A 26855-nucleotide genomic window follows, 5' to 3' on the forward strand; every position below is an offset into this window, starting at 1 on the left:
CCCTGTAGGCTAACCTACCAAGCACTTGCTTTGTTAGAGGGAGCATCGATGACGACCGCCCCGAGGACGATCCCGGCCGTTCTCGACCGGACCGCCGAGCAGTACGGCGACCGCGAGGCGGTGGTGACAGACGACCGTCGCCTCACCTACGCACAGCTGCGCGACGAGGTGCGCCGGGCTGCCGCGGCGATGATCGACCTCGGCATCGCCGCAGGCGACCGGGTCGCGATCTGGTCACCCAACACCTGGCACTGGGTGGTCGCCTGCCTGGCCACGACGTACGCGGGCGGGGTCGTCGTCCCGCTCAACACCCGCTACACCGCCAGCGAGGCGAGCGACATCCTGGCCCGGACGGACGCACCCCTGTTGATCGCGGCCGGTGAGTTCCTCGGCGCCGACCGGACGGCCGACCTCGACCGCTCCGCGCTGCCGGCGCTGCGGCACATCGTGCGGGTGCCCGTGGAACAGGGAGACGCCGCGTCCGTCGCATCCTGGGACGAGTTCGTCTCACGCGGAACCGATCTCACTCCCGTCGACGAACGGGCGGCGGCGGTCCGGCCCGACGACGTGTCCGACATCCTGTTCACCTCCGGCACCACCGGGCGCAGCAAGGGTGTGCTGTGCGCGCACCGTCAGTCACTGGACGCGCCGGCGGCCTGGGCCGAGTGCGGGCAGCTCACCAGCGCCGACCGCTATCTGTGCATCAACCCGTTCTTCCACAATTTCGGCTACAAGGCGGGCATCCTCACCTGCCTGCAGACCGGCGCCACGCTGATCCCCCAGCTGACGTTCGACCCGGAGAAGGCGATGGCGGCGGTGGCCGAGCACCGCATCACCGTGCTGCCCGGCCCGCCGACGATCTACCAGACGCTGCTCGACCATCCGAAACGTGCGGATTACGACCTCAGTTCGCTGCGGTTCGCGGTCACCGGCGCCGCGGTGGTCCCCGTCGTGCTGATCGAACGCATGCAGACCGAGTTGGACATCGACATCGTGCTGACGGCCTACGGGCTCACCGAGGCGAGCGGTTTCGGAACGATGTGCCGGGCCGACGACGACGCAGTGACGGTCGCCACCACGTGCGGGCGGCCGATCGCCGACTTCGAACTGCGCATCGACTCGCCCGACGAACACGGCGCGGGCGAGGTGCTACTGCGCGGGCCGAACGTGATGCGCGGTTATCTCGACGACCCCGAGGCCACCGCCGCGGCGATCGACGCCGACGGCTGGCTGCACACCGGGGACGTGGGCACCGTCGACGAGCGGGGCAACCTGCGGATCACAGACCGGCTCAAGGACATGTACATCTGCGGCGGCTTCAACGTCTACCCGGCGGAGGTCGAACAGGTGCTGGCCCGCCTCGACGGGGTCGCCGAATCGGCCGTGATCGGCGTGCCCGACGAGCGGCTCGGCGAGGTCGGCAAGGCCTTTGTCGTCGCCAAACCGGGCGCACACCTCGACGAGCAGGCCGTGATCGCCCATGCGCGACAACATCTCGCGAATTTCAAGACGCCGCGGTCGGTGGAATTCCTCGACGTGCTGCCCCGCAACCCGGGCGGCAAGGTCGTCAAACCGCTCCTGAGGAAGAGAGCCTGAATGGATCTGACGTTCGACGACGCCACCGAGGACTTCCGCGCCGAGGTGCGCGAATTCCTGGCGGCGCACCGCGAGGATTTCCCGACGAAGTCCTATGACTGCGCCGAAGGTTTCGAACAGCACCGGCGCTGGGACAAGGTGCTCTTCGACGCCGGCCTGTCGGTGATCGCCTGGCCGGAGCGGTTCGGCGGGCGCGACGCGACGCTGCTGCAGTGGATCGCGTTCGAGGAGGAGTACTTCCGCGCCGGTGCACCCGGGCGTGCGAGCGCCAACGGGACCTCGATGCTGGCGCCGACACTCTTCGCGCACGGCACCGAGGAGCAACTCGACCGGGTATTGCCCAAGATGGCCAGCGGCGAGGAGATCTGGGCGCAGGCGTGGTCGGAGCCCGAGTCGGGCAGTGACCTGGCCTCGCTGCGGTCGACCGCGACCCGCACCGAGTCGGGGTGGCTGCTCAACGGGCAGAAGATCTGGAGTTCGCGGGCCGTCTTCGGCGACCGGGCTTTCGGCTTGTTCCGGTCCGACCCGGAGGCGCAGCGGCACAAGGGTCTGACGTACGTCATGTTCGACCTGAAGGCCGACGGGGTGACGGTGCGCCCGATCGCCCAGCTCGGCGGCGACACGGGCTTCGGTGAGATCTTCCTCGACGACGTGTTCGTTCCCGACGCCGACGTCATCGGCGAGGTCAACGACGGCTGGCGCGCCGCGATGAGCACGTCGAGCAACGAGCGCGGCATGTCGCTGCGCAGTCCGGCGCGGTTCCTGGCGCCCGCCGAACGTCTCGTGGCGGAATGGCAGAAGGACCGCAACCCGGCATTCGCCGAGCGCGTCGCCGACGCGTGGATCAAGGCGCAGGCCTACCGGTTGCACACCTTCGGCACCGTCACGCGCATCGCGGGCGGCGGTGAGCTCGGTGCGGAATCGTCGGTGACGAAGGTGTTCTGGTCCGATCTCGACGTGGCGCTGCACCAGACGGCCCTCGACCTGCGCGGCCCGGACAGCGAGCTGGTCGACAGTTGGACCGACGGTCTGCTGTTCGCGCTCGGCGGCCCGATCTATGCCGGCACCAACGAGATTCAGCGCAACATCATCGCCGAGCGGCTGTTGGGTCTGCCCCGCGAGCCGAAAGGGCAAGCCAAGTGAACTTCGAACTCGACGAACAGCAGCGGGATTTCGCCGCCAGCATCGACGCCGCGCTGGCGGCCGCCGATGTGCCCGCCGCGGTGCGGGCGTGGTCCGACGGTGACACCGCGCCAGGCCGCAAGGTGTGGGCCACGCTGGCCGACCTCGGGGTGACCGCGCTGATGGTGGCCGAGGAGCACGACGGCATCGACGCCACTGCGGTCGACCTGGTGGTCGCCGCCGAACGGCTGGGCCGCTGGTGCGTTCCGGGACCGACGACCGAATCCGTTGCGGTGGCACCTGTTCTGCTGCGCGGGGACGAGCGCAGCGCCGCGCTGGCCGCCGGTGAACTCGTCGTCACCGTGGCGCTGCCCCCGCACGTGCCGCGCGCGGTGGACGCCGACAACGCCGGGCTGGTACTCCTGGCGCAGGACGGTTCGGTCAGCGAGGCCACCGCCGCCGCACAGCACGAATCGGTGGACCCTTCGCGCAGACTGTTCGAGGTCACCGCCGGCGGTTCCGCGCGTGAGGCGGATGTCGACCGCGCATTCGAGTTCGGGGTGCTCGCGACGGCCGCGCAACTCGTCGGCTCGGCGCAGGCGATGCTCGACCAGTCCGTGGAGTACGCCAAGCAGCGCCACCAGTTCGGCCGGGCCATCGGTTCCTACCAGGCGATCAAACACAAGTTGGCCGACGTGCACATCGCGGTCGAGCTGGCGCGGCCCCTGGTGTACGGCGCCGCGCTGTCGCTCGGCGACGGCTCGCCCGACACCGCCCGCGACGTGAGCGCGGCGAAGGTGGCCGCATCGGACGCCGCACTGCTGGCCGCGCGGTCGGCGCTGCAGACGCACGGCGCGATCGGCTTCACCCACGAACACGACCTGTCCCTGTGGCTGCTGCGCGTCCAGGCTCTGCGATCTGCATGGGGCGATCCGACATGGCACCGCGGACGGGTTCTGGAGGCCTTCTGATGAGCGAAGAACGGGACCTGCTGCGCGAAACCGTGGCGGCGTTGGTGGAGAAGCACGCCTCACCTGCGGCGGTGCGCGAGGCGATGAGCTCGGAGCGCGGCTACGACCAGTCGCTGTGGACGCTGCTGTGCGAACAGGTCGGCGCGGCGGCGCTGGTTGTCCCCGAGGAGCTCGGCGGCGCGGGTGGGGAACTCGCCGATGCGGCGGTGGTGCTGGAGGAGCTGGCCAGGAACCTGGTGCCCACACCGTTGCTGGGCACGATCCTGGCCGAGCTCGCGCTGCTGGCGGCCGACGAACCGGACGCCGGGGCGCTCGAGGCGCTGGCCGAGGGGGCGCAGATCGGCGCGGTCGTCCTCGACCCCGGGTACGTGGTCAACGGGGACATCGCCGACGTGGTGGTCGGCGTCTCGGACGGCCAACTCAGCCGGTGGACGTCCTTCGAGGCGCACCGGCTCGAGGCGATGGACCTGACCCGTCGGCTGTCCCGCCTCGAACCGGGTGGCACCGCCGCGATCGGGGCCGACCCCGGGTTGGCCGACACCGCCGCGCTGCTGGTGGCGGCCGAGCAGATCGGCGCGGCCACCCGGTGCCTCGAGCTGACCGTCGCCTACACCAAGGACCGGGTGCAGTTCGGCAGGCCGATCGGCAGCTTCCAGGCGCTCAAACACCGGATGGCCGACCTCTACGTCAAGGTGCAGTCCGCCAAGGCCGTCGTCGACGAGGCGCTGGCCGAGCCCACTGCGGTCTCCGCGGCGCTCGCACGGTTCTCGGCCAGTGAGGCGTTCACCGCGGTGGCCGCCGAGGCGGTGCAGATGCACGGCGGCATCGCGATCACCTGGGAAAGCGACATCCAGTTGTACTTCAAGCGCGCACACGGCAGTGCGCAGCTGCTCGGACCGCCGCGTGAGCACCTGCGCCGGCTCGAGGCTCAACTGCTCTAGGCGGCTCGGCCGCGTTCCGACCCCCATGTTCTAGCCTCGATGTGATGAGTGGAGCGCACGCGAAGCACGCAGAGCCGCGGGACGTGGCGCTGCGCGCCGGCATCCCACCGTTCTATGTGATGGACGTCTGGCTCGCCGCCGCGGAACGTCAACGCACCCACGGCGACCTGGTCAACCTGTCGGCCGGTCAGCCCAGCGCGGGCGCGCCGGTTGCGGTACGCGACGCCGCCATCGCGGCGCTGCACGGCAACCAGCTCGGGTACACCGTCGCGCTCGGCATCCCGGAACTGCGGGAGGCCATCGCCGGACGGTACGCCGACCAATTCGGCCTGACGGTCGGCGTGGACGACGTCATCCTCACCACCGGATCCTCCGGTGGGTTCCTGCTGGCATTCCTGGCCTGCTTCGACGTCGGCGACCGGGTGGCGATCGCCAGGCCCGGTTACCCCTGCTACCGCAACATCCTCTCGGCGCTGGGCTGTGAAGTGGTGGAGCTCCCGTGCGGCCCCGAGACCCGCTTCCAGCCGACCGCCGACATGCTCGCGGCGCTGGACCCGCCGGTGCAGGGCGTGATCGTCGCCAGCCCCGCGAACCCCACCGGCACCGTCATCCCGCCCGAGGAACTCGCCGCGATCGCGGCGTGGTGTGAGGCCACGGACACCCGGCTGATCAGCGACGAGGTCTACCACGGACTGGTCTACGACGGCGCCCCACAGATCAGCTGCGCATGGCAGACATCACGAAAAGCCGTGGTGGTCAACAGCTTCTCCAAGTACTACGCGATGACCGGGTGGCGGCTGGGTTGGCTGCTGGTGCCGAGCGAACTGCAACGTGCCGTCGACCGGTTGACCGGCAACTTCACGATCTGCCCGCCCGCGCTGGCGCAGCATGCCGCGGTGGCCGCGTTCACCCCCGAGTCGACCGCCGAGGCCGACGGTCTGCTGGCGCACTACGCCGACAACCGCCGCCTGCTCCTCGACGGCCTGCGCGCCATCGGCATCGACCGGCTGGCTCCGGCGGACGGAGCGTTCTACGTCTACGCCGACGTCTCGCACCTCACCGACACCTCGCTCTCGTTCTGCGCGAAGCTGTTGGCCGACACCGGCGTCGCGATCGCGCCGGGCATCGACTTCGACACCGTGCACGGCAACTCGTTCGTCCGGCTGTCGTTCGCCGGGCCGACCGCGGACATCACCGAGGCACTGAACCGCATCGGGGCCTGGCTGAACTGACCTGTCGGTGGGCGCGTCGAGGGCCGGTTCGGCATCGACATCGTCAGGTTCGGCGCTGCCTGACGTACCAGTCCAGCAATGTGGGATCGTCGACGGCGGTCGGTTCGACCACGCGCGCCGGATCGCCGCCCTGGAGCAGCTTCTTGATCGGCACCTCGAGCTTCTTGCCCGTGCGGGTGTGCGGGATCCCGGGGGCGAGCAGGACGTCGTCGGGCACGTGCCGCGGTGACACCTCGGTGCGGATGGTCTTACAGATCCGGTCCTTGAGGTCGTCGGTCAGTTCGGCGTCATCGGTGAGCGTGACGAACAGCGGCATCCAGTAGCCGCCGTCGGGTTGCTCGGCGCCGATGACCAGCGCCTCGGCGACCTCGGGCATCCGCTCGACGGCCTGGTAGATGTCGGCGCTGCCCATCCGGATTCCGTGGCGGTTGAGCGTCGAGTCCGACCGGCCGTGCACGATGACGCTGCCGTGATCGGTGATCGTGATCCAGTCGCCGTGCCGCCACACGCCGGGATACATCTCGAAATAGGCTTCGCGGTAACGACTTCCGTCGGCGTCGTTCCAGAACGTGACCGGCATCGACGGCAGCGGTTTGGTGACGACGAGTTCACCGACCTCACCGCGGACCGGCTGACCCGATTCGTCCCACGCCTCGACCGCGGCGCCGAGGTACGGCGCCGAGAGCTCACCCGGCCACACGGGGACGGTGCGCACGCCGCCGATGAACGCCGACACCACATCGGTGCCGCCGCTGATCGAGGCGACCTGCACGTGTGCACCGACGTTGTCGCGCAACCACAGTGCCGATGCAGGCGGCAGTGACGAGCCGGTGATCCCCACGGTCCGAAGCGCCGACAGGTCGTGATCCCGACGCGGAACGGAACCCGCTTTATCGCAGGCCAACACGTAACCGGGGCTCGTGCCGAGCACCGTGGCACCCACCCGGGCGGCGATCTCCCACAGCGTGTCGGCGGCCGGATACGTCGGGCTGCCGTCGTAACAGACGATGGTCGCTCCGACCAGCAGACCGGCCACCTGGAAGTTCCACATCATCCAACTCGGGCTGGTGAACCAGAAAAACGTGTCCTCGGCGCCGATGTCAGATTGCAGCGCAACGGCTTTGAGGTGTTCGACCACGACGCCGCCGTGGCCGTGCACGATGCCCTTCGGCAAACCCGTGGTGCCCGACGAGTACAGCACCCACAGCGGGTGGTCGAAGTCCACGGCGACCGGTTGCAGGGTGCCGCCGCCGGCGGTCGCCGCCGCCCAGTCCACCCAGTCGGCGTCGGGTGCGCCGACCCCGATCCGCGAGACCGACACCGCGGCCCGCACGGTCGGGAGCCCCGCGCGCAGTGCGGCGACGTCCGCGGTCTTGTCGTGGGTCTTACCGCCGAAGCGGTAACCGTCGGCGGCGACCAGCACCACCGGTTCGAGCTGCCCGAGCCGGTCCAGCGCGGCCTTGGCGGTGTAGTCCTGCCCGCAGGCGCTCCAGATCGCCCCGATGCTCGCAGTGGCGAGGAAGGCGATGACGGCTTCGGGCACATTGGGCAGGTAGCCCGCGACGCGGTCACCCGGTCCCACGCCCATCGACTGCAGGGTGCGCGCGAACCCCGCGGCAGCGGTGAGCATCTCGCCCCACGACATCTCGGTGACGTCTCCGCCCTCGGCGACGTAGAGGATGGCGGGCCGATCGTCGCGCGCGTGCCTGAGGACCTGGTCGGCGTAATTGAGCCGCGTCCCCGGGAACCAGCGCGCGCCCGGCATCGCCGGATCGGCGAGCACCTCGGCGGGCGGGTCACCGAGTTCGAAATACTCCCACAGCGCGCCCCAGAACCCGTTGAGGTCGTCGACCGACCACTGCCACAGCGCGTGGTAGTCGGACACGTCGGCGCCGGTGCGCTGCTGCACGAAACGGGCGAAATCGGTGACCCTGGCCTTGCTGACGTCGTCCTCGGTGGGCGTCCACTGTGGTTCGCTCACCGGGCGCTCCATCCGCCGTCCATGGTGTAGGCCGCACCGGTCACCATGCCGGACTGCGGTGAGGCCAGCCAGCCCACCAGCGATCCGACCTCGGATGGTTCGACGAGGCGCTTGATGGCGCTCTCCTTGAGCAGGATCTGGGTCACCACGTCATCTTCACCGATACCGTGCACCTTGGCCTGATCGGCTATCTGTTTGGTGACCAGAGGGGTCCGCACATAGCCGGGGTTGACGCAGTTGCTGGTGACCTGGTGCGGTCCGCCCTCCAACGCGGTCACCTTGGACAGGCCCTCGAGCGCGTGCTTGGCGGTGACGTAGCCGACCTTGTACTCCGACGCGCGCAGTCCGTGCACCGACGAGATGTTGATGATCCGCCCGAACTTCTGCGCGTACATGTACGGCAGCGCCGCGCGGATGAGCAGGAACGGCGCCTCGACCATCAGCGTCATCAGCATCCGGAAGTTCTCCGGCGCGAAATCGACGATCGGGTCGATGCGCTGCACACCGGCGTTGTTGACCAGGATGTCGGTGTCCAGCGCCAACCCTTCGAGCGCGGACACGTCGAGCAGGTCCACCACCCATGCGTTGCCGCCGATCTCGTCGGCCAGTGCGGTGGCGGCGGCCTCGTCGCGGTCGGCGACGGTGACCGTGGCGCCGCGGGCGGCGAGTTCGCGCGCGCACGCCTCACCGATGCCGCCGGCACCGCCCGTCACCAACGCGGTGCGTCCGGCCAGATCGCTCATGCGGCACCGGTTCTCGACGCCTCCACCCGCGCGAGGTCCTCCCGGTCCGCGACGTCGAGGTCGGCCAGGTCGATGCCGCGGGTCTCCCGGCTGAACAGCACCGCCACCAGGGTGATGGCGCACGCCACGGCCAGGTACACCGAGATCGGCACCGACGAGTCGTAGACGTCGAGCAGTTTCACCGCGATGATCGGCGCCAGCGATCCGGCGACGATCGAGGTGACCTGATACCCCAGCGACACACCGGAATACCGCATCCGGGTCGGGAACATCTCGGCCATCAGGGCGGGCTGCGGGGCGTACATGATCGCGTGGATCACCAGGCCGATCGTCACCGCCGCCGTGACCACGGCGTAGTTGGCGCTGTTCATCATCGGGAAGGCGAAGAAGCCCCACGTGGCGCCCAGGACCGCGCCGACCAGGTACACCGGGCGGCGACCGAACATGTCGGACAGCCGGCCGACGACCGGGATCGCGACGAAGTGCACCGCGTGCGCGACCAGCAGGTACCACAGGATGTCACTGGTGTCGGCGCCCACCTGCACCTTGAGATAGGTGATCGAGAACGTCACGACCAGGTAGTACATGATGTTCTCGCCGAACCGCAGACCCATCGCGGTGAACACGCCGCGCGGGTAGCGCTTGAGCACCTCGACCACACCGTAGGAGGTGGCCTTGGCTCGCTCGACCTCCTGCTGGGCGGCGACGAAGATCGGCGCGTCGGTGACCTTGGTGCGGATGTAGTAGCCGACGAGCACCACCACCGCCGACAGCCAGAACGCCACGCGCCAGCCCCAGGACAGGAACGCCGACTCGGGCAGGGTGGCGGTGAGCACGAGCAGCACCACAGTGGCGAGCAGGTTGCCGACGGGCACGCCGGCCTGCGGCCAACTCGCCCAGAATCCGCGCTCGCGGTTCGGGCTGTGCTCGGCGACCAGCAGCACCGCGCCGCCCCATTCACCGCCGACGGCGAAACCCTGGATGAAGCGCAACGTCACCAGCAGTGCCGGCGCCCAGTATCCGATCTGGCCGAAGGTGGGCAGACAGCCCATCAGGAAGGTGGCTGCGCCGACGAGGATCAGGCTGAACTGCAGCAGCTTCTTGCGGCCGTACTTGTCGCCGAAGTGGCCGAACACCACGCCGCCGAGTGGACGGGCGACGAACCCGACCGCATACGTGACGAATGCCGCCAGGATCGCGTCGAGGTCATTACCGCCCTGGGCGAAGAACACCTTCGAGAACACGAGGGTGGCGGCGGTGCCGTAGAGGAAGAACTCGTACCACTCGACGACCGTGCCGGCCATGGAGGCGACCACGACGCGTTTGAGTCCGGTCGGGATCGATCCGGGTGGGCTGGTGTCCGGCTGGGACGGGATCGGGGCGCTCATCGCTGGCTCCATTCATGACCGGGGACATATCGGTCCCCTGGATGTGACTGGCCACACATACACGTGAGTATTCATGCAGGTCGAGCCCCCGGCAATGGCCAACTTCGCAGCCGCGATCTGCGAAACTGCACACATGACCGCTATGTCGGGCCGTCGCCCCAGCGCGGACGACCTCCTCGTCCTGCTCGCGGTCGGCCGCACCGGCCGGTACACCACGGCCGCGGACGAACTCGGCCTCAACCACACGACGATCTCGCGGCGCATCGCGGCGCTGGAACAGTCCGTCGGTGGCCGCCTGGTGGCGCGGGTGGCCGGCGGCTGGGAGCTGACCGAACTCGGCCGCGAGGCACTGACCGCCGCCGAGGCCGTCGAATCCGCGGTCCGGTCGCTGACCGTCGACCCGGCCGGCCGGCGTGCGCTCGAGGGCGTGGTGCGGATCTCGGCGACCGACGGGTTCAGCGCCTACATCGCCGCGCCCGCCGCCGCCCGGGTGCAGCGCGACCACCCCGGCGTCGCCGTCGAGATCGTCGCGACCACACGCCGCGCCTCACAGCAGCGTTCGGGCCTCGACATCGAAGTGGTGGTGGGCGAACCCCAGGTCCACCGCGCCGAGGCGATCCGGCTCGGCGACTACTGCCTCGGACTGTACGGCGCGCGCAGTTACCTCGCCGAGCATGGGATGCCGGCAGATGTCGACGACCTCGCCGGGTATCCGCTCGTGTACTTCATCGACTCGATGCTGCAGGTCGACGACCTGGACTCGGCCACCGGTTTCGCGCCGGCGATGCGGGAGTCGGTGACCTCCACCAACGTCTTCGTCCACGTGGAGGCCACCCGTGCGGCCGCCGGGCTGGGATTGCTGCCCTGCTTCATGGCCGACCGGCACGACGACCTCGTCCGGGTGCTGCCGCGGACCGTGTCGGTGCGGTTGACCTACTGGCTGGTGACCCGCGCCGAGACGCTGCGCCGGCCGGAGGTGGCCGCGGTGGTCGACGCCATCCGCGACCGGGTGGACGATCAGCGCGATGTGCTGCTCGGCGCGCCGTAGGGCTCAGCTTCCGCCGCCGCCGCAGCCACCGCCTCCACAGCCGCCACCTCCGCCTCCGCAGCCGCCGCCGTCACCGTCACCGTCGACGTAATAGGCACCGGCCGCACCGGCCGCCCAGAAACCCCCCTGGTTCCGGGCGCGGGACCTCCGTCTCGCCCGGAGCACCTCCCTGTCACTCCACAGATACGAGATGTCGCGCCGGTAACGGTCGTGAGCGGTCAGCTGTCGGGCACGCCGACGGTGCCACGCGAAGCCGCCTGCGGCGAGCACCGCGACCACCAGCACGGCCGAACCGATCAGCGCTGCCACCTCCATGGTCAGCCACCCCCTCCACCGCAGCCACCACCGCCACCGCAGCCGCCTCCTCCTCCACAGCCACCGCCCCCGCAGCCGCTGCTTCCGCCCCCGCCGGAACCGCTCGTCCAACGGTCGCCGTGAGATCCGTCGTCATGGGCCCGCCGGTAACGGCCGACGAAGATGGACGTGATGACCAGACATGTCATCACCGCGAGAATGGACACCACCATGCCTGTGGCGCTCATGGCCAAAGCGTACGCCGATCCGGTGTCGCCGCATACAGTGAAAATGTGCTGCGCCACAACAGGCATCGGCTGGATCGGGTGAGCGCGGCCGTGGCGGATCTGGAGCTGCCTCCGGCCGTGTTCAAGACCTGTCCGTGGCAGCCGCGGGAGCTCGTCGCCACCGGTCTGCGGCAGTGGCTACGGTGCTGTGCTCCGGCGATCTGGGACAACCAGGTCATCGGAATGCCGTCGCGCGCGGTCGACGAAGCCTGGCACGGGTTCATTCTCTGCACCGCCCGCTACGCCACGTTCTGCATGGAGGCTTACGGCTGCTTCCTGCATCATCATCCCGAAGGCGGCGCCCCCGCCGGAGTCGTGGCCGCGGTCGATCCGATGGCCGAACAACTGCGTCGAACGGTCATCGCCTGGTCGCTGGTCGCCCGACCCGGCGAGGAGTGCGTGCTCTGGGATCTCGACACCCGCCTCGGCCTCGCGGAGCCGTGGGGTGTCGACGCCGCCCGAGTCGAGGCCATCAGCCGCCAGATCCCCGGCGCGACAGCGGGTTCGGGTCGGCGACGCCGATCTCGAGCGCCGTGACTCGTCAGCCGTCACGCAGATGCGGGTCGAGCATGTCCCACCAGGCGCGCGACATCCGGTCGTACTCCCCCTCGCAGGAGTCGGCGCGGTCCTCGGGGACCAGACCCTCGTCGACGATGAAGGCGTTGCCCTGCGGATCGGCGCCGTAGATCCAGCACTGGAAGTTGTACATCCGCGCCAGGTCGTATTCGTGCACATCCCAGAACGGGAAGTCCTCGGCCGCCCCGCCGTCCTGCTGACTGTTCGCCTCGAACATCCGCGCATAGGCGACCGCGGCCCGCACATCGTCCGGGTTGCTGACCCCGCTGTCGTCGGGTTCCAGCAGCAGCACCGCAGCCAGCTGGTCGGCGACGTCCTCCTCGCGCCCGGTGAACGGCAGGTCGTACAGGTCCAGGGTGGCGTGCCCGAGTTCGTGATAGAACGTCGCCCGCTCCGCACCGATCGTGGCGGCGAGGGGGTCCGGGTCTGCGGCCTGCTCGAAGGTGGTCAGGCTCAGATCCGCATCCTCGTAACAGATCGTGACGGTCCGGTCCTCCGAACTCCAGAAGGCGTTCGCCTCGTCGCACTGCGCACCGATCAGTCGGACGTCCTCCGGCAGGACCAGGGAGTCGTTGACGTCGGCCGCCAGCGCATCGAGCAGCCCACTGTCGGTGAGGATCCTGCGACCGTTGATCGCCTCCGGTGTCGTGGCGTCCTCGTAGACGACGGTCATCTCCCCCGGCGATTCGGCCGCGGCGGCGCGAGGCTCCGCGGTCGAATCAGCGGGTGAGGGCCCGGATTCGGCTGAGCCCTGGCGGTTTTCGGAGCACCCCGCGGCCATCAGGAGGGCGCACATCGCGGCGGAGAGCCGCATGACGGTGTTCGGCACAACCGTCAATATGTCACGGATTACAGCCAGGTGTCGGGAGTCGTGGCGGTGAGGAAAGCCTCGAGGTCGTCGCGCCAGTGCGCGGGCGAGTTCTTGTCGGGTTCGATTCCGGTGTACTCGCCGCGGTAGAACAGCAGCGGCCGCGGCTTCTTCCGTGCTGAATTCTCCTCGCGCGAGCGCTCGTCGGCGCCACCTTCCGACAGCGAGTGGACGGATCCGAACACCACGAGGTGGTCGCCGCCGTCATGCACCGAGTGCACCGTGCAGTCGATGTGCGCGAGCGTGCCGTCGATGATCGGCGAGCCCAGTTTCGACAACGTCCAGTCGATGCCGGCGAACTTGTCCGGTTCGCGCGACCCGAAGCGCGCGGAGACGTCTTTCTGCTTCTCGTGCAACACGTTCACGCAGAACCGGCCGCTGGCCTCGATCGCCTTCCACGAGCGCGACACCTTGGTCGGGCAGAACAGGACCAGTGGTGGTTCGAGGGACAGCGCGGCGAACGACTGGCAGGCGAACCCGACGGGTGCGCCGTCGTGCACGGTGGTGATCACCGTGATGCCGGTGCAGAACTGGCCCAGCACATTGCGGAAAGTGCGGGGGTCGATCGTCGTCTCGGTCACGGTGGATCCGCGGTTACTTGAAGCCGACGCTGAAGTCGTGGCCCCACAGGCTGACCGCGGTACTCTCCCGGGCGATCCAGTTCTCGTCGGTGACTTCGAGCCCTTCGCAACCGAATTCGACGTCGAAGCCGCCGGGCGTTTTCATGTAGAACGACAGCATCTTGTCGTTCACGTGACGGCCGAGGGTCGCCGACATCTTCACCTTGCGGCGCAGCGCCCGGTCCAGGCACAGGCCGACGTCGTCGGCGTTCTCCACCTCGACCATCAGATGCACGATGCCGCTGGGGGTCTCACCCGGCATGAAGGCCAGGCTGTGGTGGCGCGGGTTGCACCCGAGGAACCGCAACCAGGCCGGCGCACCGTCGGCGGGCCGACCCACGAGTTGTGGCGGCAGGCGCATCGAATCGCGCAGGTAGAAGCCGAGGACGTCGCGGTAGAAGTGCAGCGTCTCGGCGTCGTCACGCGTGGTCAGCACGACGTGACCGAGCCCCTGCTCCTCGGTGACGAACTTGTGGCCGTAGGGGCTGACCACCCGGCGGTGCTCCAACGCGACGCCGTGGAACACCTCGAGGGTGTTGCCGGACGGATCGTCGAAGGTGATCATCCCGTCGACGCGGCGGTCGGCGAGTTCGGCGGCCGTGGCCTCCTTGTACGGGGTGCCCTCGATGTCCAGGCGGTTGCGGATCTCCTGCAGGCCGGCGGCGTTGGCGGTCTCCCACCCCGACTGCAGCAGCCGGTCGCGCTCGCCCGGAACGATGACCAGGCGGGCGGGGAACTCGTCCATCCGCAGGTAGAGGGCGCCGTCGGTCTGGCCCGCACCCTCCACCATGCCGAGCACCTTGAGGCCGTACTCCCGCCACCCGGCGACGTCGGTGCTCTCGATCCGCAGATAGCCCAGGGAACGGATGCTCATTGCGCGCCTCCGAGGAAATCAATGGTGAGCTTGTTGAATTCGTCGAACTTCTCGAGCTGCGCCCAGTGTCCGCACTGGCCGAAGACATGCAGTTGTACGCGGGGAATCTGCTTGAGCGCGACCAGCGCACCGTCGAGCGGGTTCACCCGGTCCTCGCGACCCCAGATGAGCAGTACCCGCTGGCGCAGCTTGTACACCTCGCGCCACATCATGCCCAGTTCGAAGTCCGGACCCGCGAACGACTTGCCCATCGCCCTAGTGGCGGCCAACGACTCCGGCGTGCTGGCGATGCGGAACCGCTCCTCGACCAGCTCGGGGGTGATCAGGCTCTGATCCCAGACCATGATCCGCAGGAACTTCTCGATGTTCTCGCGCGTCGGGTCCGCGGCGAAACGGCCCAGCAGCTTGACGCCCTCGGTCGGGTCCGGCGCGAACAGGTTGACGCTCAACCCGCCCGGGCCCATCAGCACCAGCCGCCCCGCCCGGTCGGGATTGTCGAGCGCGAACCGCACCGCGGTGCCACCGCCGAGCGAATTGCCCACCAGCGCCGCGCGTTCGATGCCGAGGTGGTCGAACAGGTTCAGCAGCGCGGTGGCGCTGTAGCGGTTGTACTGCTCGTGTTCGGTGTGCTTGTCGGACAGGCCGTACCCGGGCTGGTCGACCGCCAGCACATGGAAGTGCCGCGCCAGCACCTCGATGTTCTTCGAGAAGTTCGACCAACTCGACGCACCGGGCCCGCCGCCGTGCAGCAGCACGACGGTCTCGGAATGGCTGACGCCCGCCTCGTGGTAGTGCAGGCGCATGTCCGGACCCTTGCCACGCACGTCCGCGAATCTCGAGGTGGACTCGAAGGAGATGTCGACCTGCGACTCGGTTTGCTTGATGTAGGAGGTCATCTCGGAAGATCAGACCATCGTGTCCTGCGGCGGCAACCCGAACGCGTCGTTTCCGAAGATCAGGTAGGCCCGCTCGGGCTCGTTGGCGGCGTGGACCCGGCCGGCGTGCGCGTCGCGCCAGAACCGCTGCACGGGCTGGTCGATACCGAGTGCGGTGGCGCCGGACGCCTCGAACAGCAGGTCGATGGAGGCGATGGCTCGGGCGGTGGCCCGCACCTGGTCACGGCGTGCCCGCGCGCGCAGTTCGAACGGAATCTCCTTGCCCGCGGCCAGGAGTGCGTACTCCTCGCCGACATTGCCGATCAGCTGACGCCAGCCGGCGTCGATGTCGCTGGCGGCCTCGGCGATGCGGATCTTGGCGAACGGGTCGTCCTTGGACTTCTCGCCGGCGAACGCGGCGCGCACCCGCTTGCCCTGGTGTTCCACGTGGGCGTCGTAGGCGCCGTAGGCCATCCCCATGATCGGCGCGCTGATGGTCGTGGGATGCATTGTGCCCCAGGGCATCTTGTACACCGGAGCAGTGTTGTTCTCGAATCCTCCCGCGGTGCCGTCGTTCATCGCCTTGTAGGACAGGAAGCGATGCCGCGGGACGAAGACATCCTCGACGACGACGGTGTTGCTGCCGGTGCCCTTGAGTCCGACCACGTTCCAGACGTCGTCGATGCGGTACTCGCTGCGCGGGATCAGGAAGCTGCCGAAGTCGACAGGCTTGCCGTCCTTGATGACCGGGCCGCCGAGGAACGCCCAGGTGGCGTGGTCGCATCCGGAGGACCACTGCCACGCGCCGCTGACCCGGTAACCGCCGTCCACCACCGTGCCCGCGCCCATCGGCGCGTACGACGACGACACCCGGACCGACGCATCGTCACCCCAGACCTCGTCCTGGGCCTTCTGGTCGAACAGGGCCAGATGCCAGTTGTGGACGCCGATGATCGAGGCGACCCAGCCGGTCGACCCGCACGCGCTGCCGAGGCGGCGCACCGCTTCGTAGAACAGCGTCGGATCGCACTGCATACCGCCCCACTGCTGCGGCTGGAGAAGCTTGAAGAAACCGATCTCGTCGAGATCCTTCACCGTCTCGTCGGGCAGGCGGCGCAGATCTTCGGCTTCCTGCGCACGCTCACGCACGGTGGGCAGCAGGTCGTCGATACCGCTGAGGACCGCCTGCGCGTCGCGCTGTTCAATGGACGTCACTGCCTGCCTCCAAGATGCGGGACTGAAACGGGGCTGTAAGAAGATTAGAACACGTTACGATTTGTGTCGAGCAGCGTGACGCTGCAGCGGCTGGACCTGCGAAGGTGCATTTTTGTAACCTGTTCTAGTTCTGCCATCCCGGACCGGACAGAAAGGTGCGCGTCGTGACGGACGAGCCACTCGGTAGCCACGTGCTCGAACTGGAGGTGGCCGACGTCGTCGAGGAGACCGCCGACGCGCGATCGCTGGTCTTCAAGGCCGGCGCCGACATCCCCGCCGAACGGCTGCGCTACTCCCCCGGCCAGTTCCTCACGCTGCGCGTGCCCAGTGACCGGACCGGATCCGTCGCGCGGTGCTACTCGCTGTGCAGTTCGCCGTTCACCGACGACCCGCTGACCGTGACCGTCAAGCGCACCGCCGACGGCTATGCCTCGAACTGGTTGTGCGACAACGCCCATCCCGGCATGAAGATGCACGTGCTGGCGCCGTCGGGCACCTTCGTGCCGACATCGCTCGACACCGACTTCCTGCTGCTGGCGGCGGGCAGCGGCATCACCCCGATGCTCGCCATCCTGAAATCGGCGCTGGTCGAGGGCGGCGGGAAGGTGGTGCTGGTCTACGCCAACCGCGACGAGGCGAACGTCATCTTCGCCTCCGCGCTGCGGGAGCTCGCCGAGAAGTACTCCGACCGGCTCACCGTCGTGCACTGGCTGGAGTCCGTGCAGGGCCTGCCCACCGCGACCGCGCTCGCCGGTCTGACCGCCCCGTACACCGGCCACGACGCCTACATCTGCGGTCCGGGTCCGTTCATGGCCGCCGCCGAGGAGGCCCTGACCAGCGCGGGCACCCCGGCGGACAAGATCCACATCGAGGTCTTCAAATCGCTGGAGTCCGATCCCTTCGCCGCGGTGGTGATCGAGGAGGACGACAGCGACGAGGGCCCCGCGACCGCCGTGGTGACCCTCGACGGCGAGACCCACGAGGTCCGCTGGCCGCGCAACGCGAAACTCCTCGACGTACTGCTCGACAAGGGGCTCGACGCGCCGTTCTCCTGCCGGGAGGGCCACTGCGGCGCCTGCGCGGTGCTCAAGAAGAGCGGCGAGGTCGAGATGGAGGTCAACGACGTGCTCGAGCAGTCGGACCTCGACGAGGGCCTGATCCTGGGCTGCCAGGCGGTGCCGCGTTCGGATTCGGTCGAAGTCACCTACGACGAATAGCGAAGGGCTAACTTCAACACGATGAACAGGCTCGCAGCGGCTGGTGCGGCGGCACTGCTGACCGCACTGCTCACCCAACCCGCGACGGCGGCGGCCGCGTCCAACTCGGCGCTGACCTCCATCGCCGTCGATGCGGCGACCAAGATCGAGATGCACGTCAACGCGAACTGCCTGGGCAACCGCTGCACGTTCGACACCACGGCGAACCTGCTGACCCCCGGCGGGCCGACCGGCTTCCCCGGCGACGCCTGGTCCCGGCAGACCATCACCGTGCGCAGCAACGACCGCAACGTGTGGCAGGAAGTCGAATACAGCGCGCCGTCGGGCACACCGCGTGCGCTCAAAGGCGCCAACCACAACAACGTGCTGTCGAAGATGTACAAATCGCTGCGCGACGTCGAGATCTCGGTGACCTCGTTCGGCGGCGGGCCGATCGAGCGCTACCGCGTCGACGGGGCCTCGATGCCGACCGAATGGACCACCGGTCAGGTGGCCTCGCGGGCCGTGTTCATCGTCTGCAGCCACATCCAGGTGGTCTACGGCGGGGTGAATCTGACCACCCCGGACGCCTGCGCGCAGACCACCTTCGGCTGAGCTACCGGGGCAGACCGAGCAGGCGCTCCCCGGCGAGGGTGAGCAGGATCTGCTCGGTGCCGCCGGCGATGGTCAGGCACCGGGTGTTGAGGAAGTCGTGCACCTGCTGGTTGACCACGGCGCCGGCGCCGTCGGACAGATCCATCCGGAACTCCGCCAGCCCCTGCCGGTATCGCACGCCGATCAGCTTGCGGGCGCTGGACTCCGCACCGGGATCCTGGCCGCCGACCGCCTTCTGCGCGATCCGCTGATCCAGCAGTGACCCCACCTGCGCGGTCAGGATCAGGTGCCCCAGCCGGTCCTGATCGGCGGCGTCGAGGCCGCGTTCGGCCACCGTGCGCAGCAGTTCCTCCATCGGGTTGCCCAGCGCGGTGCCGCCGGCCATCGCGACCCGTTCGTTGGCCAGCGTGGTGCGGGCCAGCCGCCACCCGTCGTTGACCTTCCCGACCACCATCTCGTCGGGGACGAACACGTCGTCGAAGAACACCTCGTTGAACAGTTCGTCGCCGGTGATCTCGCGCAGTGGGCGGATCACGATGCCCGGCGATTTCATGTCGATGAGGAAGTACGTGATGCCCTTGTGTTTCGGAGCGTCCGGATCGGTGCGCGCCAGGCACACCCCCCAGTGCGCCTTGTGCGCCGCCGAGGTCCACACCTTCTGCCCGGTGAGCTTCCAACCCCTATCAACGCGAACGGCTTTCGTGCGCAGCGCGGCGAGGTCGGACCCTGCGCCCGGCTCACTGAACAGCTGGCACCACGACAGCTCGCCGCTCAGGGTGGCGGGCACGAACTGCTCGATCTGCTCCGGGCTGCCGTGTTCGAGGATCGTCGGCGCGGCCCACCAGCCGATGACCAGATCGGGCCGGACCACCTGCGCCTCGGCCATCTCCTGGTCGATCAGCAGCTGCTCGGCCGGCGACGCGGCCCTGCCGAACGGTTTCGGCCAGTGCGGCGCGAGCAGACCGGCCTCGGCGAGCGCGGGCTGACGTCGGTCGGCGGGCAGCTTCGCGATGTCGGCGACCGCGGCGCGGATCTCGGGCCGCAGCCCCTCGACCGAGTCGAGGTCGATCCGCAGCTCGCGACGCACCCCCTGCTGGGTCAGGTCGGCGATGCGGCGCAGCCAGCGCGAGCGGCCGCCGAGGGCCTGCGAAATGCCGTACGCCCGGCGTAGATACAGGTGCGCATCGTGTTCCCAGGTGATGCCGATGCCCCCGAGCACCTGGATGCAGTCCTTGGCGTTGGCCTTCGCCGCGTCGATCCCCGCGGCCGCCGCGACCGCGGCCGCGATGCTCAGCTGCCGCTCGTCGCCCTCGGTGACGGCGCGGGCCGCGTCCGCCGCCGCCACCGACACCTGCTCGGCGCGCAGCAGCATCTCGGCGCACATGTGCTTGATGGCCTGGAAGCTGCCGATCGGCTTGCCGAACTGTTCGCGCACCTTGGCGTATTCGGTCGCGGTGACCAGCTGCCACCGGGCCAGACCGGCCGCCTCCGCGGCGAGCAGCGTCGCGGTGAGATCCGCCAACCGTCCGGCGGTGACGTCCAGCGTGACGGCGGGTGCGTCGTCGAGGACCACCCGCGCCAGCGGACGGGAGAAGTCCGTCGCGGTCAGCGGTTCGACCGTCACCCCGTCGGCGGTGGCGTCGACGAGGACGACCACGTCGCCGGCGGGCAGCAGCAGCACCCCGGAGGGATCGGCGCCGAGCACGTGCGGCGCGACGCCCGAAGCGGTGGCACTGTCGACGGTCAACTCGGCCGTCAGGCCGACACCCGCGGTGCGTTCCCCGGACGCCAGCGCCTCGAGCAGGTCGGCATCGGTCACCACCAGCGTCGCCAGCGCCGTCGTGGCGACGGGTCCGGGCACCATGGCCGCGGCGGCCTCGTCGACCATCGCGCACAGGTCCTCGACGGTCCCGCCGGCACCGCCCTGGTCCTCGGGGACCGCGACCCCGAAGATGCCGAGTTCGGCCAGGCCCGCATAGGCCCGCCGCCAGGCGTCCGCATCGCCCTGCTCGACTTCGCGGGCGGCTTCCGACGCGTGCGACGCCGCGGCCCAGTCGCGCACCATTTCCCGGGCAGCAAACTGCTCGTCGGTACCGGGGCCGGACCCCGACAGCACTGACTGGGTCATTTCCGGACTCCTCGCGTCGGGTGAGAAGGCGATGCTCCTCACTAGAACGTGTTCTAATGGTGACAGTGTTCGACCGTCAAGTCGACCGGCATCGCAGCAGGACACGTCGGTGTGACGCCAGTGCTGAGGTGAGAGAACGGAGATCGGCATGCGTATCGTTTCCGGGGGGATACGCAGAACGAAGGAGCGTCATACGGCATGTCCGAGGTCTCAATGCCAGCAAGCGGCTCGGGTTCACGGCCACGCGAGGTGACGAACGTGGCGGTGCTCGCGGAATCCGAACTCGGCTCCGAGGCGCAGCGGGAGCGGCGCAAGCGGATCCTCGACGCCACGCTCGCGATCGCGTCGAAAGGCGGTTACGAGGCCGTGCAGATGCGTGCCGTCGCCGAACGCGCGGACGTCGCCGTCGGCACCCTGTACCGCTACTTCCCGTCGAAGGTGCACCTGCTGGTCTCGGCGCTGGGCCGCGAGTTCGAACGGATCGACGCCAAGACCGACCGGGCCGCACTCGCCGGTGGCACGCCCTACCAGCGGCTGAACTTCATGGTCGGCAAGCTCAACCGCGCGATGCAGCGCAACCCCCTGCTGACCGAGGCCATGACGCGCGCATTCGTGTTCGCCGACGCCTCGGCCGCCGGTGAGGTCGATCACGTCGGCAAGCTGATGGACTCGATGTTCGCCCGCGCGATGAGCGACGGTGAACCGACCGAGGACCAGTACCACATCGCCCGCGTCATCTCCGACGTCTGGCTGTCGAATCTGCTGGCGTGGCTGACCCGCCGCGCTTCGGCCACCGACGTGAGCAAACGGCTCGACCTGGCGGTGCGGCTGCTCATCGGCGACGGCGACCGCCCTAAGATCTGAACGCGTGGCCGACGGCGTACCGACAGAACTCCGCCAGGCGCTCGACCGCGCCGCGCGATGTCCCCGACTGCTGATCGCCTGCGACTACGACGGCACTCTCGCGCCGATCGTGGCCAACCCCGCCGACGCCCGCCCGTTGTCCGCATCGGCGGCGGCCCTGGAGGAGCTCGCCACGCTGCCCGCCACCGCGGTCTCGCTGATCTCCGGGCGCGCACTGGCCGTCCTCAGAGCGCTCTCCGGAGCCTCCGAGCGGGTGCACCTCGTCGGCAGCCACGGGTCTGAGTTCGACACCGGGTTCGTCTCGCCGGTCGACGCGCGGGCCGAGGCGTTGCTGGTCGAGATCAAGCGGACCCTCGACGCGATCGCCGCCGACCATCCCGGCGTGACAACCGAACTCAAGCCCGCGAGCGTCGCGCTGCACGTGCGCAACGCCTCAGCGGACGACGGTGACGCGGCGATGCGCCGCGCCGACCGGGCGGCCGCGGGCTGGGATGCGCAGGTGACCGACGGCAAGGCGGTCAAGGAGTTCGCGGTCATCCACACCGACAAGGGCCAGGCGGTCGACATCCTGCGCGATCAGCACGACGCCTCGGCGGTGGTGTTCTTCGGCGACGACGTGACCGACGAGAAGGCGTTCCGCCGGATGCGCGACGGCGACATCGGGGTCAAGGTCGGCCCCGGCGACACCGCTGCGGCCTATCGGGTGGACGAGCCCGCGGACGTGGCCGAGGCGTTGGAGTACCTGCTGGCCGCGCGCCGGCAGGTGTGACCGGACCACCGTCGATGCTGTCTCCCGACGATCTGGCGTCGCGCACCGCCCGCGCCGTCGCGGCCGCGACCGCCGCCGGGCGCGACCTCGGCCTGCACGTCGACGAACCGCGGGTGCTCTACGACGTGTTCTCGGTCATCGTGCACCTGGCGCCCGCGCCGGTGGCGGTGCGCGTGCCGACGGTGCTGCCGCCTGCGCTCCGCGCACACCCGGACCGGCAGACGGCGCAGCAGCGAGCCGAGCTCGCGGTCGCGGGCTGGTTGGCCGACCGTGGGCTGCCGGTGGTGCCGCCCAGCCCCCTGGTGCCGCGCGAACCCGTTGTCCGAGATGGCTTTTCGATGACTTTCTGGCGGTATCTCGACGCGGTCACCGACGCCGAGCCGGACTGGCGGCGCCGGTGCGCATCGACGGCGCGTCTGCACGCCGCACTGCGCGACCACGACGGCGCAGAGCTGGGATTCTTCACACAGTTCGGCACCTACATCCCCGAGGCACTGGCCGAGCTGGAGCACCACCCCGACCTGCTCGACAGGGCTGATCTGGTTCGCGCGCACCAGGACTGGGAGCGCATCGGACCGGTGCTGACGTCACGAGCGACGTTCGAGTCGGAGTTCCCCGGCGTCGACGTCCAGCCCATTCACGGCGACGCCCCGTTCCACAACATGATCGTCACCGCGGCCGGCGAGTACTGGTCGGATTTCGAACTGGTGACGCTGGGCGCGGTGGAGTCGGACCTCGCGCTGGTGGGGCCCGAGGGCCGGGAGGCCTACGACGCGGCCGCCGCCGACCTGGGCCTGCGCACCCTCGACGAGCGCGTGGTGGCGATCACCGAGTCGGCGGGGCTGCTCGCCGCGGTGGCCTGCCTGGCGATGGCGCCGCAGTTGCCGATGCTCGTCGACGCGCTGGCGCCCACGGTCGACCTGTGGCGCGCCACGAGCGCCACGTAGTCAGGCGGGCGGGCCCGCGGTGCGGCCGCGCACCATGTGCGTGTCGAGGATGTCGACGACGGGCAGCCCGTCGCGGGGCGGCCGGTGCAGCAGCCGGCCGGCACGACGCCCCTTCTCCATGCTGGGTTGCACGACGGTGGTGAGTCCGCGGCGCACCGCGTCGGGGATCCCGTCGAACCCCGTGACCGTCATCTGCCCGGGGACGTAGATGCCGCGCGAGCGCAGATAGTCCATCGCCGACAGCGCGAGCACGTCGGCCGTGCACATCAACGCGGTCACCCGCGGATTGGCGGCCAATGCCACCTCGGCCGCCGCACCGCCCGAGGTGGGCCCGTGCTCGTAGCTCTCGACGACCGTCACCGCGCGCTGGTCGAGACCGGCCGCCGCGATCGCGTCGTACACGCCGCCGATGCGTTCCCGCTGCACGTGAAAGTGCGGTGTCCGCAACCGGTCCGGATCGGCGATCGCGGGGCGCGAGGTGCCGTGGGGCCGCTCGAGGCCGAGCCGCATGGTGAGCAACCCGATCTGCCGGTGGCCAAGGCCCAGAACGTATTCGGTGAGCTCGCGCATCGCCGCCCGATCGTCGATGCCGGCGCGGGAGGTACCGGGGACGTCTCTGGGCTGGTCGACGACGACCACCGGCAGGTGCCGCTGCTGCACGACCGGCAGGTACGGATCGTCGTCGCTGGCCGAGTAGATGACGAAACCGTCGACACCTGCGGCCAGGACGGCCGCCGACCCGTCCTCCACGCTGCGGTTCGGCCCGATGGCGACCAGCAGCAGGCCCTGGCCGGCCTCTTCACACGATTCGGCAAGGCCGGCAACGAAGTCCAACGCGGCCGGATCGCTGAAGGAGTAGTTCAGCGGTTCGGTGATCATCAGGCCGACGGCACCGGCCCTGCGGGTGCGCAGCGATCTGGCGACCGGGTCGGGCCCGGGGTAACCGAGTCGCTTGGCAGCGGTGAAGATTCGCTCGCGCAGTTCGGCCGACAGTTGGTCGGGCCGGTTGTACGCGTTGGAGATCGTGGTGCGGCTGACCTTCAGCTCGGCCGCCAGCGAGGCCAGGGTCGCGTGTCGCCGCGGCTCCGGACTCCTGGACATGCTCCGTCACGTTAGCCGATCCGGCCGCCGTCAGGTCACCAGCACACGATCGGCCGACGAACGCAGTCCGCGTTCGACGGCCCACACCGCCGCCCACACACCGCAGGCGATGGTGACGATGACGAAGCTGGGCGGGGCGTTGAACATCGCCGACAGCGCCAGACCCACCCAGACCGCGGCAAGGTTGATCGCCGTCGACAGCGCGATGGCGACCGCGGGCCTGGCGGTCAGCATGATCGCCGCCGCCGCTGGTGTGACCACCAACGCGAACAGCAGCAGCGTCCCGACCGCCTGGACGGCCATGGTCACCGTGAGACCGAGCAGCACCATGAACATCACCGAAAGCCCGCGCACCGGCACGCCCTTCGCGTCGGCCACCTGCGCGTTGACCGAGGTGAACAACAGCGGCCGGTAGATGACGCCGATGCCGGCCGCCAGCACGCCGAGCAGCACCGCGAACGACACGATCTGCTCACCGGTGATCGCGAGCAGGTTGCCGAACAGCACGTTCGTCATCGTGCTCGAATTGCGCGTCGCCAGAGAGTTGAACAGCAGTCCCAGACCCGTCGCCATGGCCAGCACGGTCCCCGTCGCCACCTCGCGGTCGGCCGCCCGCCGGCCCAGGGCACCGATCACCAGTGCGCCGCCGATGCAGAACACCCCGAGCCCCAGCGCCACCGGAAGGCCGAGCAGCACGGCGCCCGTCGCGCCCGGCAGGCCGATGTGGGCGAGCGCGTGCGCGGCGAACGCGGTGTTGCGCACGACGACGAAATAACCGATCAGCCCGGCGGCCAAGGCGACGACGGTGCCACCCACGAGCGCGTTGCGCATGAAGGCCGACGTCAGGATCTGCCACCAGTTGTCCTGGTAGGACAGCGCCAGCACCGAGGTCGTCACCGCATCCTCCGCACGAAGAGATCGCCCTGCGGGGTGTGCACCACTTCGACCACGGCGCCGTACAGGTGGGTGAGCAGCTTCTCGTCGACCACCCCGTCGAGGGTGTCGTAGTGCGGGTGCCCGTCGAGCAGGTAGATCGCTCCGGTGAGGATCGGCAGCAGCGGATTCAGATCGTGCGCGACCACCAGCACGGTGACCCCGAACTGCTCGTTGACCGTCTTGACCAGTGCGACGAGTTCGTGCTGGCTGCGCATGTCGAGTGCGGCCAGCGGTTCGTCCAGGATGAGCATCCTCGGGCGGCCGACGAGCGCCTCTGCCAGGGCGATGCGCTGACGCTGCCCGCCCGACAGCTGGGAGAGCCGCCGGTCGGCGATCGCGGTCGCGTCGGTGGCGGACAGCGCCCGCTCGACACGCTCGCGGTCCGTGCGCGAGGACCGGCCGAGACCCCATCGGTGCCCGTTGAGGCCCAGCATGACCGCGTCCCTGGCACGGACGGCCTCGCCGGCGTTGGATCCGTAGTTCTGTGGCACGTAGCCGATTTGCCCGTTGAGCACACCCGGTGGGCGGCCGAACACCTCGACCCGCCCGGTCGAGGGCGGCAGCAGGCCGAGCACCACCTGCAGCAGGGTGGTCTTGCCCGCGCCGTTGCTGCCGATGACCGCGACGACACCGCCGGCGGGAACGTCGAAGTCGGCCTGCGACCAGACCGTGTGACGTCCCCGGACCACGCTGACGTCACGGAACGTCAGCGCCGGCTCAGCCGCCGACACCCAGCGCCTCGGCCAGCGCGGAGAGTTGGTCGACCTGCCAGGTCTGGAACGACGCGGCCTCGGGCGGCATCGACTCGGTCACCTCGACGACCGGGACGCCCGCCTGTTCGGCGGCGGCCCGGATCTGTTGTGGCACTGACCCTTCGGTCTGAACGTTGTAGATGAGAACGTCCACGCCGCGGTCGGTCAGCAGGCGCAGGAACGCGTCGAGGTCGGCGGGCGAGGGATCGCTCTCGTTCGCCGCGGCGGCCTGATAGCCCTGGGGGGTGCGGTTGGTCAGCCCGACGGCGGCGGCCATGTCGTCGAAGAGGTTCTCGGTCGCGGCGTAGGTCTTGCCCGCGGCGGTGGCGCGCAGCGATCCGACGATCTGGTGATACGGCGCGAGCGCGTCGCCGAATTCGGCCTGACGCTCGGCGAAGTAGGCCGCGGCATCCGGTGCGAGCCTGCCGAGTTCGGCGGTCACCGCATCGGCCACCGCCGTCACGGCGGCGGGGTCGTACCAGACGTGCGGGTTGCCGTGGTCGGCGTTCACCGCATCGGCGCTGACCTCGGTCGCGTCGATCACCGGCGCGTCCGGTGCGGATCCGGCCGCCAGCTTGGCGGCCCATTCGTCGTAGTGGCCGCCGTTGAGGACGATCAGTTGCGCCCCTTCGAACAGCGCCGCGTCCTTGGGTGCGGGTTCGAAGTCGTGCGGATCGACCGACGAACTCGCCACCACGGTGGAGACCTCGGCGCACTGGCCGGCCAATTGGGAGACGATGCCACCCCACTGGTCGACGCTCACGACCACCGACAGCGGCTCTGCCGGGCAGTCGCCGCCGGGCTGCGCGCTCGGCGCCGCCGCATCGTCGCCGCCGGAGCAGGCGGTCATCGAGAGAGGCAGCAACACCGCCGCCAGACCGGTCGCCAGCACACGTCGAGGGTTCAATACCACGCG

General features: G+C 69.5%; 26 protein-coding genes. 12 read left to right on the top strand and 14 right to left on the bottom strand.

All coding sequences use genetic code 11. The features are described 5' to 3' along the window. The first annotated feature begins 48 nt into the window (after nt 1–48). Genes fadD3 through AU196_RS00940 form a run of 5 tightly spaced genes read left to right on the top strand, consistent with a single transcriptional unit; the run spans nt 49 to nt 5862 of the window. A complete protein-coding gene (fadD3, locus tag AU196_RS00920) occupies nt 49–1596 on the top strand; it encodes a 3-((3aS,4S,7aS)-7a-methyl-1,5-dioxo-octahydro-1H-inden-4-yl)propanoate--CoA ligase FadD3 (protein ID WP_059093199.1) in 1548 nt (515 codons plus the stop codon). After that, complete coding sequence (locus tag AU196_RS00925) at nt 1597–2739, top strand: acyl-CoA dehydrogenase family protein (RefSeq protein WP_059093200.1); 1143 nt, start codon at nt 1597–1599, stop codon at nt 2737–2739. It begins immediately after the preceding gene. Then, on the top strand, nt 2736–3689 hold the full coding sequence (locus tag AU196_RS00930; RefSeq protein WP_059093201.1) for an acyl-CoA dehydrogenase family protein: 954 nt from the start codon (nt 2736–2738) through the stop codon (nt 3687–3689). Before AU196_RS00925 ends, AU196_RS00930 begins: the two co-directional genes overlap by 4 nt. Then, on the top strand, nt 3689–4630 hold the full coding sequence (ipdE2, locus tag AU196_RS00935; RefSeq protein ID WP_059093202.1) for an acyl-CoA dehydrogenase IpdE2: 942 nt from the start codon (nt 3689–3691) through the stop codon (nt 4628–4630). The genes AU196_RS00930 and ipdE2 overlap by 1 nt, the downstream gene beginning before the upstream one ends. A gap of 44 nt (nt 4631–4674) precedes the next feature. Beyond that, nucleotides 4675–5862, top strand: a complete 1188-nt coding sequence (locus AU196_RS00940) for a pyridoxal phosphate-dependent aminotransferase (RefSeq protein WP_059093203.1) — start codon at nt 4675–4677, stop codon at nt 5860–5862. A gap of 43 nt (nt 5863–5905) precedes the next feature. Here AU196_RS00940 and AU196_RS00945 read toward each other — a convergent pair whose 3' ends face one another. From AU196_RS00945 to AU196_RS00955, 3 genes are read right to left on the bottom strand one after another with little or no spacing between them, the layout of a single operon-like run. Next, nucleotides 5906–7843, bottom strand: coding sequence for an acetoacetate--CoA ligase (locus tag AU196_RS00945; RefSeq protein WP_059093397.1), 1938 nt, complete (start codon nt 7841–7843; stop codon nt 5906–5908). Then, entirely contained in the window at nt 7840–8586 is a 747-nt protein-coding gene (locus AU196_RS00950) for an SDR family oxidoreductase (protein WP_059093204.1), read from the bottom strand. The genes AU196_RS00945 and AU196_RS00950 overlap by 4 nt, the downstream gene beginning before the upstream one ends. Beyond that, nucleotides 8583–9974, bottom strand: coding sequence for an MFS transporter (locus tag AU196_RS00955; RefSeq protein ID WP_059093205.1), 1392 nt, complete (start codon nt 9972–9974; stop codon nt 8583–8585). The genes AU196_RS00950 and AU196_RS00955 overlap by 4 nt, the downstream gene beginning before the upstream one ends. 94 nt (nt 9975–10068) lie before the next feature. On the opposite strand from AU196_RS00955, the gene AU196_RS00960 reads away from it, so the two are divergent. Next, a complete protein-coding gene (locus AU196_RS00960) occupies nt 10069–11022 on the top strand; it encodes a LysR family transcriptional regulator (RefSeq protein WP_059093206.1) in 954 nt (317 codons plus the stop codon). 3 nt (nt 11023–11025) lie between these two features. Here AU196_RS00960 and AU196_RS25750 read toward each other — a convergent pair whose 3' ends face one another. Continuing rightward, nucleotides 11026–11337 carry a hypothetical protein gene (locus tag AU196_RS25750; RefSeq protein ID WP_197415664.1) on the bottom strand — a complete coding sequence of 104 codons (312 nt, stop codon included), beginning with the start codon at nt 11335–11337 and terminating at the stop codon, nt 11026–11028. A 272-nt stretch (nt 11338–11609) separates the two neighbouring features. Here AU196_RS25750 and AU196_RS00970 point away from each other — a divergent pair, with 272 nt between their 5' ends. After that, nucleotides 11610–12140 (top strand): UCP032817 domain-containing protein, encoded by a 531-nt coding sequence (locus AU196_RS00970; protein WP_059093207.1) that lies wholly within the window; start codon nt 11610–11612, stop codon nt 12138–12140. A gap of 4 nt (nt 12141–12144) precedes the next feature. On the opposite strand, the gene AU196_RS00975 is transcribed toward AU196_RS00970, so the two are convergent. The 5 genes from AU196_RS00975 to hsaA are packed head-to-tail and all read right to left on the bottom strand — an operon-like array spanning nt 12145 to nt 16631. After that, on the bottom strand, nt 12145–12993 hold the full coding sequence (locus tag AU196_RS00975) for a DUF4344 domain-containing metallopeptidase (RefSeq protein ID WP_502687199.1): 849 nt from the start codon (nt 12991–12993) through the stop codon (nt 12145–12147). 35 nt (nt 12994–13028) lie between these two features. After that, complete coding sequence (hsaB, locus tag AU196_RS00980) at nt 13029–13628, bottom strand: 3-hydroxy-9,10-secoandrosta-1,3,5(10)-triene-9,17-dione monooxygenase reductase subunit (protein WP_059093208.1); 600 nt, start codon at nt 13626–13628, stop codon at nt 13029–13031. A 13-nt stretch (nt 13629–13641) separates the two neighbouring features. Continuing rightward, nucleotides 13642–14541 carry an iron-dependent extradiol dioxygenase HsaC gene (hsaC, locus tag AU196_RS00985; protein WP_059093209.1) on the bottom strand — a complete coding sequence of 300 codons (900 nt, stop codon included), beginning with the start codon at nt 14539–14541 and terminating at the stop codon, nt 13642–13644. Beyond that, nucleotides 14538–15437 (bottom strand): 4,5:9,10-diseco-3-hydroxy-5,9,17-trioxoandrosta-1(10),2-diene-4-oate hydrolase, encoded by a 900-nt coding sequence (hsaD, locus tag AU196_RS00990; RefSeq protein WP_059093210.1) that lies wholly within the window; start codon nt 15435–15437, stop codon nt 14538–14540. The genes hsaC and hsaD overlap by 4 nt, the downstream gene beginning before the upstream one ends. A gap of 9 nt (nt 15438–15446) precedes the next feature. Then, the gene (gene hsaA / locus AU196_RS00995; protein WP_059093211.1) at nt 15447–16631 is read right to left on the bottom strand and encodes a 3-hydroxy-9,10-secoandrosta-1,3,5(10)-triene-9,17-dione monooxygenase oxygenase subunit; all 1185 of its coding nucleotides are present in this window, start codon (nt 16629–16631) and stop codon (nt 15447–15449) included. 164 nt (nt 16632–16795) lie between these two features. Between hsaA and AU196_RS01000 the strand changes: the two genes are divergently transcribed. Both AU196_RS01000 and AU196_RS01005 read left to right on the top strand, forming a co-directional pair. Continuing rightward, the gene (locus tag AU196_RS01000) at nt 16796–17848 is read left to right on the top strand and encodes a ferredoxin--NADP reductase (RefSeq protein WP_059093400.1); all 1053 of its coding nucleotides are present in this window, start codon (nt 16796–16798) and stop codon (nt 17846–17848) included. A 21-nt stretch (nt 17849–17869) separates the two neighbouring features. Continuing rightward, a complete protein-coding gene (locus tag AU196_RS01005; RefSeq protein WP_059093212.1) occupies nt 17870–18442 on the top strand; it encodes a hypothetical protein in 573 nt (190 codons plus the stop codon). A gap of 1 nt (nt 18443) precedes the next feature. On the opposite strand, the gene AU196_RS01010 is transcribed toward AU196_RS01005, so the two are convergent. Further along, a complete protein-coding gene (locus tag AU196_RS01010) occupies nt 18444–20570 on the bottom strand; it encodes an acyl-CoA dehydrogenase family protein (RefSeq protein WP_059093213.1) in 2127 nt (708 codons plus the stop codon). A gap of 258 nt (nt 20571–20828) precedes the next feature. Between AU196_RS01010 and kstR the strand changes: the two genes are divergently transcribed. From kstR to AU196_RS01025, 3 genes are read left to right on the top strand one after another with little or no spacing between them, the layout of a single operon-like run. Continuing rightward, nucleotides 20829–21434: a cholesterol catabolism transcriptional regulator KstR gene (kstR, locus tag AU196_RS01015; RefSeq protein WP_167535186.1), complete on the top strand. Its 606-nt coding sequence runs from the start codon at nt 20829–20831 to the stop codon at nt 21432–21434. A gap of 4 nt (nt 21435–21438) precedes the next feature. Further along, entirely contained in the window at nt 21439–22203 is a 765-nt protein-coding gene (gene otsB, locus AU196_RS01020; protein WP_059093215.1) for a trehalose-phosphatase, read from the top strand. Between the two features lie 14 nt (nt 22204–22217). Then, the gene (locus tag AU196_RS01025; RefSeq protein WP_059093401.1) at nt 22218–23150 is read left to right on the top strand and encodes a phosphotransferase; all 933 of its coding nucleotides are present in this window, start codon (nt 22218–22220) and stop codon (nt 23148–23150) included. Here AU196_RS01025 and AU196_RS01030 read toward each other — a convergent pair whose 3' ends face one another. From AU196_RS01030 to AU196_RS01045, 4 genes are read right to left on the bottom strand one after another with little or no spacing between them, the layout of a single operon-like run. Then, complete coding sequence (locus tag AU196_RS01030) at nt 23151–24251, bottom strand: Rv3575c family transcriptional regulator (RefSeq protein WP_059093216.1); 1101 nt, start codon at nt 24249–24251, stop codon at nt 23151–23153. It abuts the gene before it with no gap. Between the two features lie 30 nt (nt 24252–24281). Next, entirely contained in the window at nt 24282–25148 is an 867-nt protein-coding gene (locus tag AU196_RS01035) for a metal ABC transporter permease (protein ID WP_059093217.1), read from the bottom strand. Then, nucleotides 25145–25918 (bottom strand): metal ABC transporter ATP-binding protein, encoded by a 774-nt coding sequence (locus tag AU196_RS01040; RefSeq protein ID WP_059093218.1) that lies wholly within the window; start codon nt 25916–25918, stop codon nt 25145–25147. The genes AU196_RS01035 and AU196_RS01040 overlap by 4 nt, the downstream gene beginning before the upstream one ends. Continuing rightward, nucleotides 25905–26789 (bottom strand): metal ABC transporter solute-binding protein, Zn/Mn family, encoded by an 885-nt coding sequence (locus AU196_RS01045; protein ID WP_059093402.1) that lies wholly within the window; start codon nt 26787–26789, stop codon nt 25905–25907. The genes AU196_RS01040 and AU196_RS01045 overlap by 14 nt, the downstream gene beginning before the upstream one ends. Nucleotides 26790–26855 lie beyond the last annotated feature (66 nt).

This window comes from Mycobacterium sp. IS-1742 (assembly GCF_001500125.1).
In the GTDB taxonomy this organism is placed as follows: Bacteria; Actinomycetota; Actinomycetes; order Mycobacteriales; family Mycobacteriaceae; genus Mycobacterium.